Source organism: Segeticoccus rhizosphaerae, assembly GCF_009192725.1.
GTDB classification, from domain to species: domain Bacteria; phylum Actinomycetota; class Actinomycetes; order Actinomycetales; family Dermatophilaceae; genus Segeticoccus; species Segeticoccus rhizosphaerae.
Genome location: NZ_VOHR01000704.1, coordinates 1 through 609 on the forward strand (window position 1 = coordinate 1; position 609 = coordinate 609).

Annotated in this window: 1 protein-coding gene; it reads left to right on the forward strand. The window is 71.9% G+C overall.

What is annotated here, in order from left to right; translation table 11 throughout:
* On the forward strand, positions 1-600 hold a 600-nt coding region (locus FRW57_RS22585), incomplete at its 5' end, for an ATPase, T2SS/T4P/T4SS family (RefSeq protein ID WP_162529497.1).
* Positions 601-609: the final 9 nt, after the last annotated feature.

Sequence of the window (609 nt, forward strand, 5' to 3'; positions counted from 1 at the left end):
CCGCACACCGGCGGGCGGCGACACCGACGCGCGGTCGCGTGGGAGGCGCGCCCCGGCTCGGGGGAGGTCGGCCCGAACGGGCGGCAGGCCGGCGAGATCACGCTAGATGACCTGCTGACCGACTCGTTCCGGTTCAACCTGTCCCGCCAGATCGTCGGCGAAGTCCGCGGCCGGGAGGTGCTGGCGATGATCAAGGCGATGCAGTCCGGCGCCGGGTCGATCAGCACGACGCACTCCGCGAACGCTCAAGGGGCGATCCGCAAGCTGATCACCTGCGCGATGGAGGCCGGTGCGCACGTGACCGAGGCCTACGCCACCCGGGCGATCACCGAGCACATCGACCTGATCGTCCAGGTCCACCTGCAGACCACGAGCCTGGAGGGCGACCAGGCCCGCCGCGACCGGTGGGTCAGCGAGGTCGTCTCGATCGAGCCCGGTGAGCGCGAGACCGGCTACGCGACCCAGCACGTGTTCCGGGCGGTTCCCGGCGGCCCGGGCGTGGCGACCGTGCTGCCGGAGCAGCTGAAGGACCTGGAGGCGTTCGGCTTCGACGTCCACGCCTTCGAGGCCGAGGCCCAGATGAACCGGGTGCGGCCATGACGCCGGTGG